This window comes from Rhodomicrobium udaipurense JA643, from assembly GCF_000636015.1.
GTDB lineage: Bacteria > Pseudomonadota > Alphaproteobacteria > Rhizobiales > Rhodomicrobiaceae > Rhodomicrobium > Rhodomicrobium udaipurense.
The window spans coordinates 1-7,024 of the sequence record NZ_JFZJ01000156.1; the positions used below are offsets into that span (position 1 = coordinate 1).

Here is a 7,024-nt window from a genome sequence, read left to right on the forward strand (position 1 = left end):
TTCGAGGGCGCGTTCGAGGATGGTTGGCGCAAGGCCGTCACGCGTATGGTGGGGCAGCTTGTCGATACGCCGCCGCAGGGGGCCGCCCGCGAAGCGAACCGCGTGAACATCTTGCCCGGCTCGCATCTGACGCCGGGCGACCTCGACGAACTGCGCGACATCTGCGAGGCGTTCGGCCTTGAGGCGACCTTTCTGCCGGACCTTTCCGGCTCGCTCGACGGCCACATGCCCGAGGAGTTCTCTCCGACCACCATCGGCGGCGCGAGCGTAAACGACATCGCACGCATGGGCCGCGCGGCCTTCACTATCGCCATCGGCGAGCAGATGCGCGACGCCGCCGTTGCGCTCGAAGCAAAGACGAGCGTGCCGTTCCGCGTGTTCGACCGCCTCACCGGGCTCGCGCCGAACGACGCGCTCATGGCGCTTCTGATGAAGATCAGCGGTCGCCCCGCGCCGAGCAAGATCAAGCGCCAGCGCTCGCAGCTTCTCGACGCCATGCTCGACGGGCACTTCTCCTTCGGCGGCAAGACCGTCGCGGTTGGCGCAGAGCCGGACCTGCTCTTCAGCATCGCGAGCTTCCTCACCGAGATGGGCGCGACCGTGGGTGCGGCGGTCACTTCGACGCAATCGCCGATCCTTCACAAGGTGCCGGCTGAGGAAGTGCTCGTCGGCGACCTTGAGGATTTCGAGCACCGCGCGAAGGGCATGGACCTTCTCGTGACGCACAGCCACGGGCGACAGGCGTCGGAGCGCTTGCATATTCCGCTGTTCCGCTACGGCCTGCCGACCTTCGACCGGCTTGGCGCGGCGCATCGCGTCTCCGTCGGCTATCGCGGCACGCGTTCGCTGATCTTCGATATCGGAAACGTCTTCATGAGTGAAATTCACGAAGCGACGCCCGACACCTGGGCTGATAAGTTGGCATCGCACGGCGAGGGTAGCCATGATGATACGCAGACTGCGGCTCATTAATCCCGATGCCAGCGAAGAAAAGACGATCAAGGAAAGGCCGGGCGCTATGAAAGTAGCTTTTGCAACCCAAGACCTGAAGCGCGTGGACTCGCATTTCGGGTGGTCGCCGAACATAGCGGTGTATGAAATTTCCGCCAAGGACTCGAAGCTCGCCGAAGTGTTCGTGTTCGAGCCGACCGGACAGGACGGCAACGACGACAAGCTCGCGCCGAAGATCGAGGCGATCAAGGATTGCGCGATCCTCTACGTCACGTCGATCGGCGGCTCAGGCGCTGCGCGCGCGGTACAGGCGGGGTTGCATCCGATCAAGCTCCAGCAGCCGGAAGCCATCGAAGACCTCATCGCCAAGCTTCAGACCGTTCTGAAGGGCAACCCGCCCCCGTGGCTGCGCAAGGCGCTGCTCAAGGGCAAGGAACGCAAGCTCGATTTCGAAGACGAGGAGGAAGCGATTCATGGCTGACGCAGCGACGGTCGAAAAGGATCTCACGAAATCGGTGTTCTTCACCGAACTGGTGAAGCAGTGGCGCGCGCAGGACTCCTACGGCGCGTGGGACAAGAAGACCGATCTCGAATTGCTTGAGCCGTACATTCTCGACAAGGAGAAGCGCAAGCAGGTTCCGATCATGGGCGACCCCGATCCGGAGACGATCTGGCGGCTCGAAATCTTTTATAACGCCGTGGGCCTCTCGATCGAACGCGCGACCGGCATCATGGTCTCGCCCATCATGAAGATGCATCACGAGGGCTTCGGCCGCATGGTGCTGACGGCGGGCCGCCTCGTCGTCGTTAACAAGCATCTGCGCGATGTGCACCGCTTCGGCTTCGACAATTACGAGAAGCTCGTTTCGGACGGCGAGAAACTCGTCGCGTCCGCCGTCGAGATGATCGAGAAGTTCCCCGAAGTGGCGAAGTACTGAGGAGACACGTGGCATGAGCACAATCGAAGAGTTGAAGGCGGAACTGAAGAAGCTTTCGGCCAAGGCCACGCAGTCAAAGATGGACCTGCATGACCTTTCGGAAGAATTGCCGATCAACTGGCAGCAGATCATGGACGTGGCGCAGAAGGCGCACGACGCCTATGCGATCCTCGAAAAGAAGCGCGCGGAGCTGAAGCAGCTCGAAGCCGCGTAAGCGACGATATCGAGGCGGGCGCGCGTAACGCCCGCTTCCAAGCCGAAAGGCAAACAATCGCGGACAGGTGTCGCAAGGCCGGCAGAAAGGCCGGTCCTGAGATTTGCCATGTCCGAATTTGAATTTAGAGCGCCTCTAATTCCAGTTCCAAGGCGCTCGGCGAAACTCTCCAGACTGAAGGAAAAGGGCACATGGCAAACTTGACACGCGACGGCCGCGAGTGGGATCCGAGCTTTCTCGTCGAAATCAATCCCGAAACCTGTATCGGCTGCGGCCGCTGCTTCAAGGTTTGCGACCGCAATGTCATGACGCTGAAAGGCATCACGGACGAAGGCGAACTCGTCACCCTCAACGGCGATGACGACGAGGATTGCGACGACGAATTCGAACGCAAGATCATGGTTTTGTCTGACGCCGGCAACTGCATCGGGTGCAGCGCATGCCATCGCGTCTGCCCGCGCGCCTGCCAGACGTTCTCGACGACCCCGCCGGCGCTTTGATTTTGACCGGGCGGCGGCAACGTCTTGACCGTCCGGCACATTCCTCACGATCAGGCATGCTCCTTGCATTTGTAATATGCGAACCGGGCCGCGTCGTCTTCGCGACAACACGCCGGAAAGCGATGCGAGGAGTGCCCGCAAGACGCGGGTAAATCGACGATGTCAGTGCAGAATCCCTCCGAGAGCTTCACCGTTTCTTCCGCGCGGGATGTCTATTCCATGCTGATGGAGGCGAAAGCTCCGGACGCCGATGCCTTCGATGCGCATGTGATTGCCTGTATTCTTGCGCTGTCCTTTGCGGAGGCAAAAGCCGAGCACATCCCGCTGCCCGACGCCGTCGGCCTCGATGGAGACGATCTGCTCGATCTTGTCCGAGCCTGCTTCCCGGATGCGTTCGCGTGGCTCAAGCGCGACATAGGCCACCGCGCTATCCAGCGCGGCCCCGATGAAATCTGCCTCGTCGATCTCCTGAAGAGCGGCGCCACGGGGCAAACCACCTTCGCGCACCGCCTCGCCGCTCTCGTGGCACGCCGCGCGCAGCGCCCGAACCACCTCTGGCAGGATCTCGGCCTTCGCCATCGCGGCGACCTTTCCGAGTTGATGAAGCGCCATTTCGCGCCGCTCGCCCGCCGCAACAAGCACGACATGAAGTGGAAGAAATTCCTCTATCGCATGATCTGCGCCGACGCCGCCTTTTCGCTTTGCACCGCGCCGAGCTGCGCGGAGTGCGACGACTTCGAAACCTGCTTCGGGGACGAGACGGGCGAGTCGCTTCTTGCGCGTGGCCGCCGCGCCGCCGATCTGCATGGCAGCCGTTCCGCCGCTTGATTTGGACGAAGGCGCTTACGACTTTAGTCTAAGTGCGTCATACTCCCGATAAGGTCCGCGTGGAGAGTGTGTTCAACGCACATTGGCGTGGCGACAACCTCGAACGGGACGGAATATTAATGAGAATTGCCTTCTTCAGCGAACATGCCTTCCAGACGCCATTCCTGATCGAAGCGAACCGCGAGCATGGACACGAACTCGTGTTCTTCAAGGAACAGCTCTCGCGGCGCACCGCACAGCTCGCCGCCGGTTTCGTCGCAGTCTGCCCCTTCGTCACCGACAAGCTCGATGCCGAGACGCTTCAAATCCTGGCGGACGGCGGCACAAAGCTCATCGCGCTGCGTTCGGCGGGCTTCAACAACCTCGATCTCGCCGCCGCCGAGAGGCTCGGGCTTTGCGTCATGCGTGTTCCGGCCTACGCGCCGACCGCCATCGCGGAGCATGCCGTGGCGCTGATGCTCGCGCTCAACCGGCGCATCAACCACGCCTATAACCGCGTCCGCGAGGGCAACTTCTCGCTCGACCATCTGGTGGGCTTCAACATGGAGGGCCGCACGGTCGGCATCGTCGGCACCGGCAAGATCGGCGAGTCGCTCGCGCGCATCATGCACGGTTTCGGCTGCCACATCCTCGGCTACGACATCTATCAGAACCCCGCCTGCATCGCGCTTGGCATGAAATATGTCGACCTTCCGACACTGCTCTCGGAATCCGACATCGTCTCTCTGCATTGCCCGCTGACGCCCGAGACGAAGCACCTCATCAATGAGGAGTCGCTGAAGCTCATGAAGCCGGGCTCGATGCTCATCAACACGGCGCGCGGCGGCCTTGTGAACGCGGAAGCCGTAATCGAGGCGCTGAAGCGCAAGGACGGCCTCGCCTATGTCGGGATGGACGTCTACGAGCGCGAGGAGGGGCTGTTCTTCTCGGATCACTCGTCATCCATCATTCAGGACGACGTGTTCGAGTTGCTCACCACCATGCGCAACGTGATCGTCACGGGCCATCAGGCGTTCCTCACGCGTGAGGCGCTGGCGGAAATTGCGCATACGACGCTCGGCAACGTCGCCGACTACGAGCGCGGCACGCCGAACCCGAAAAACGTGCTGAGCGTGGGCGTCAAAGGCCCCGGCGGCCCGCTGCATCAGAGCCCGCGCGAATAGTTTGCGGGGCGGCCGGTCACACCAACCGGATTCGGCCGCCCCGCCTTACACGCCGATGCGCGGCTGCGAGCGATTGCGGAAGAACAACGTCAGCGCCATGCCGACGAAAAACCCGCCGATATGCGCCATGTACGCGACGCCGCCCTGCTCGCCCGACTTGCCAAGTTCGCCCGCGAAGCTCAGCAGTTGCAGCCCGATCCAGAAGCCGATGGCGATGATAGAAGGCACCAAGATGATGCCCGCCTGTGTCAGGAGCCGCACGCGCCCGCCCGGAAACATCACCACATACGCCCCGAGCACGCCCGCTATCGCGCCCGACGCGCCGAGGTTCGGCACGTTTGAGCCGGGGATCAGAAACGCCTGCGCCGCCATCGCCGCTATGCCGGACAGCAGGTAGAAGATGATGAACGGCACATGGCCGAAATTGTCTTCCACATTGTCGCCGAAAGTCCAGAGATAGACCATGTTGCCGATGAGATGCATCCAGCCGCCATGCATGAACATGGAGGTGAGTATCGTCGCGGCCTCGGAGACCGGCTCGGCGAAGAACTCCTTCGGAATGAATGCCCATTGCTTGATGAAAGGCTCGCCCTGGCTCAGTTCGAGGCCGAAGACGACGATGTTGATCAGGATCAGCGCATAGGTCACGAACGGCGTGGAGGCATCGCCGGTTTCGTCGTCGCCGATGGGAAAAACCATGATGCGCGTCCTCTTCGCTCGCGGTAGATGCATGCTGATGCTCTGCCGGTTCGATCAGTAAACGCACGAACGTGGCGCGAAGCTATCCGCGCGCCGATCAATTCGCGGCGAGGTTTCGAGAGGGCCGAGCCAACATGGCTACGCTTCGGGAGGTGAAGCCACGACGCGTGCTTTCGATTGTCCGAGAAGCCAGACTCGGATAGCGGCCGATAGGCTCGCCGGTCCGCGTGCTGCGTCGATCTCGGCGACGAGCGCTGCAACGGTGCGCCCTTGCTCCTCCGCCGTAGCCTTGAGTTCGCGCCAGAACGCGTCTTCGAGCGTGATCGATGTGCGGTGCCCCGCAATCGCGAGCGAGCGCTTTTTCGGCAGCGCAAGCGCCGGGTCGAACGCCGAAGCCGCAGAGCCCTCCGGGCCACGGGCCCCGTCGCCGCCGGGCCGCGCGCCGATCTCCGCGACGCCGCCCCCGGCCTTTCTGCTGTGCGCGATCACTTTCCGCATCGGCCCACCGGCTCAATCTGGCGGCCTCCGCGGCCTTATCGGTCCCGACTATAACAAGAAGGCCGGGGAAATCCCGGCCCTCGATCCGTTGCCGCTCGTCACACGCCCGGCTTGATCATCAGTTCAGGCTTCATCAGCGCGTTGAAGTCTTCCTCGGAGACATAGCCGAGCGCCAGCGCCTCTTCGCGCAGCGTCGTGCCGTGCTTGTGCGCCGTCTTCGCGATCTTGGCCGCCTTGTCGTAGCCGATCTTCGGTGCGAGCGCGGTGACGAGCATTAGCGAGCGCTCAAGCAGGTCTTCGATGCGCGCGCGATTCGGCACGATGCCGACGACGCAATGGTCGGTGAAGCTCACCGCCGCGTCGGCGATCAGGCGGATCGATTGCAGCAAATTGTAGATGATGACGGGCTTGTAGACGTTCAGCTCGAAATGGCCCTGGCTGCCCGCCACCGTGATCGCCACGTTGTTGCCCATCACCTGAGCGCAAACCATGGTCAGCGCCTCGCACTGCGTCGGGTTCACCTTGCCCGGCATGATGGACGAGCCGGGTTCGTTCTCGGGAAGCGAGATTTCCGCGATGCCGGAGCGCGGGCCGGAACCCATCAGGCGGATGTCGTTCGCTATCTTGAACAGGCTCGTCGCGAGCACGTTGAGCGCCCCGGAAAGCTCCACCTCGGCGTCGTTCGACGCCAGCGCCTCGAACTTGTTCGGCGCGGTGACGAATGGCAGGCCCGTTTCCTTCTCCACTTCGTCAGCAAATTTCTCTGCGAAGCCGATGGGCGTGTTGAGGCCGGTGCCGACAGCGGTGCCGCCCTGCGCCAGCAGATAGAGGCGCGGCAGCGTTGCCTTCACGCGTTCGATGCCGAAGCGCAATTGCGCAGCGTAGCCGGAGAATTCCTGCCCGAGCGTGACCGGCGTCGCGTCCTGAAGATGCGTGCGGCCGATCTTGATGATGTCCTTGAACTCTTCCGCCTTCGCCTCGATGGCGCTGGCCAGATGATCGAGCGCGGGCAGCAGCGCCTTGTTCACCTGCACGGCGGCGGCGATACGCATCGCGGTCGGGAACGTGTCGTTCGACGACTGCGAGCGGTTCACATGGTCGTTCGGATGAACCGGCTTCTTCGAACCTTTCTCGCCGCCGAGCATCTCGATGGCGCGGTTCGAGATGACCTCGTTCGCGTTCATGTTCGACTGCGTGCCGGAGCCGGTCTGCCAGACGACGAGCGGAAATTCA

The 7,024-nt window shown here is 62.6% G+C and carries 10 protein-coding genes; 7 read left to right on the forward strand and 3 right to left on the reverse strand.

What is annotated here, in order from left to right; genetic code table 11:
- From nifN to T281_RS15560, 7 genes are all read left to right on the forward strand, one after another.
- A partial coding sequence (gene nifN / locus T281_RS15530) for a nitrogenase iron-molybdenum cofactor biosynthesis protein NifN (RefSeq protein ID WP_037241489.1) occupies nucleotides 1–972 on the forward strand: 972 nt, incomplete at its 5' end.
- Between the two features lie 46 nt (nucleotides 973–1,018).
- Nucleotides 1,019–1,432 carry a nitrogen fixation protein NifX gene (gene nifX / locus T281_RS15535; protein WP_037241503.1) on the forward strand — a complete coding sequence of 138 codons (414 nt, stop codon included), beginning with the start codon at nucleotides 1,019–1,021 and terminating at the stop codon, nucleotides 1,430–1,432.
- Complete coding sequence (locus T281_RS15540; RefSeq protein WP_013419581.1) at nucleotides 1,425–1,889, forward strand: NifX-associated nitrogen fixation protein; 465 nt, start codon at nucleotides 1,425–1,427, stop codon at nucleotides 1,887–1,889. The genes nifX and T281_RS15540 overlap by 8 nt, the downstream gene beginning before the upstream one ends.
- 13 nt (nucleotides 1,890–1,902) lie before the next feature.
- On the forward strand, nucleotides 1,903–2,103 hold the full coding sequence (locus tag T281_RS15545) for a CCE_0567 family metalloprotein (protein WP_013419582.1): 201 nt from the start codon (nucleotides 1,903–1,905) through the stop codon (nucleotides 2,101–2,103).
- 191 nt (nucleotides 2,104–2,294) lie between these two features.
- Nucleotides 2,295–2,603, forward strand: coding sequence for a ferredoxin III, nif-specific (fdxB, locus tag T281_RS15550; protein ID WP_037241492.1), 309 nt, complete (start codon nucleotides 2,295–2,297; stop codon nucleotides 2,601–2,603).
- Nucleotides 2,604–2,762: 159 nt separating this feature from the next.
- The gene (locus T281_RS15555; RefSeq protein WP_052037575.1) at nucleotides 2,763–3,431 is read left to right on the forward strand and encodes a nitrogen fixation protein NifQ; all 669 of its coding nucleotides are present in this window, start codon (nucleotides 2,763–2,765) and stop codon (nucleotides 3,429–3,431) included.
- Nucleotides 3,432–3,550: 119 nt separating this feature from the next.
- Nucleotides 3,551–4,594: a 2-hydroxyacid dehydrogenase gene (locus T281_RS15560; RefSeq protein ID WP_037241495.1), complete on the forward strand. Its 1,044-nt coding sequence runs from the start codon at nucleotides 3,551–3,553 to the stop codon at nucleotides 4,592–4,594.
- Between the two features lie 45 nt (nucleotides 4,595–4,639).
- Here the strand turns inward: T281_RS15560 and T281_RS15565 are convergent, their stop codons facing one another.
- From T281_RS15565 to T281_RS15575, 3 genes are all read right to left on the reverse strand, one after another.
- Nucleotides 4,640–5,293 carry a rhomboid family intramembrane serine protease gene (locus tag T281_RS15565; RefSeq protein WP_037241498.1) on the reverse strand — a complete coding sequence of 218 codons (654 nt, stop codon included), beginning with the start codon at nucleotides 5,291–5,293 and terminating at the stop codon, nucleotides 4,640–4,642.
- 138 nt (nucleotides 5,294–5,431) lie between these two features.
- Nucleotides 5,432–5,791, reverse strand: a complete 360-nt coding sequence (locus tag T281_RS19810) for a ribbon-helix-helix domain-containing protein (RefSeq protein WP_081796850.1) — start codon at nucleotides 5,789–5,791, stop codon at nucleotides 5,432–5,434.
- A 98-nt stretch (nucleotides 5,792–5,889) separates the two neighbouring features.
- Nucleotides 5,890–7,024 (reverse strand): class II fumarate hydratase (locus tag T281_RS15575; protein ID WP_037241501.1); only part of this gene is annotated, 1,135 nt, incomplete at its 5' end.

Coding starts and splice junctions, on each gene's coding strand:
- nifX (WP_037241503.1), top strand. CDS start 1,019: ATGAAAGTAGCTTTTGCAACCCAAGACCTGAAGCGCGTGGACTCGCAT.
- T281_RS15540 (WP_013419581.1), top strand. CDS start 1,425: ATGGCTGACGCAGCGACGGTCGAAAAGGATCTCACGAAATCGGTGTTC.
- T281_RS15545 (WP_013419582.1), top strand. CDS start 1,903: ATGAGCACAATCGAAGAGTTGAAGGCGGAACTGAAGAAGCTTTCGGCC.
- fdxB (WP_037241492.1), top strand. CDS start 2,295: ATGGCAAACTTGACACGCGACGGCCGCGAGTGGGATCCGAGCTTTCTC.
- T281_RS15555 (WP_052037575.1), top strand. CDS start 2,763: ATGTCAGTGCAGAATCCCTCCGAGAGCTTCACCGTTTCTTCCGCGCGG.
- T281_RS15560 (WP_037241495.1), top strand. CDS start 3,551: ATGAGAATTGCCTTCTTCAGCGAACATGCCTTCCAGACGCCATTCCTG.
- T281_RS15565 (WP_037241498.1), bottom strand. CDS start 5,293: ATGGTTTTTCCCATCGGCGACGACGAAACCGGCGATGCCTCCACGCCG.
- T281_RS19810 (WP_081796850.1), bottom strand. CDS start 5,791: ATGCGGAAAGTGATCGCGCACAGCAGAAAGGCCGGGGGCGGCGTCGCG.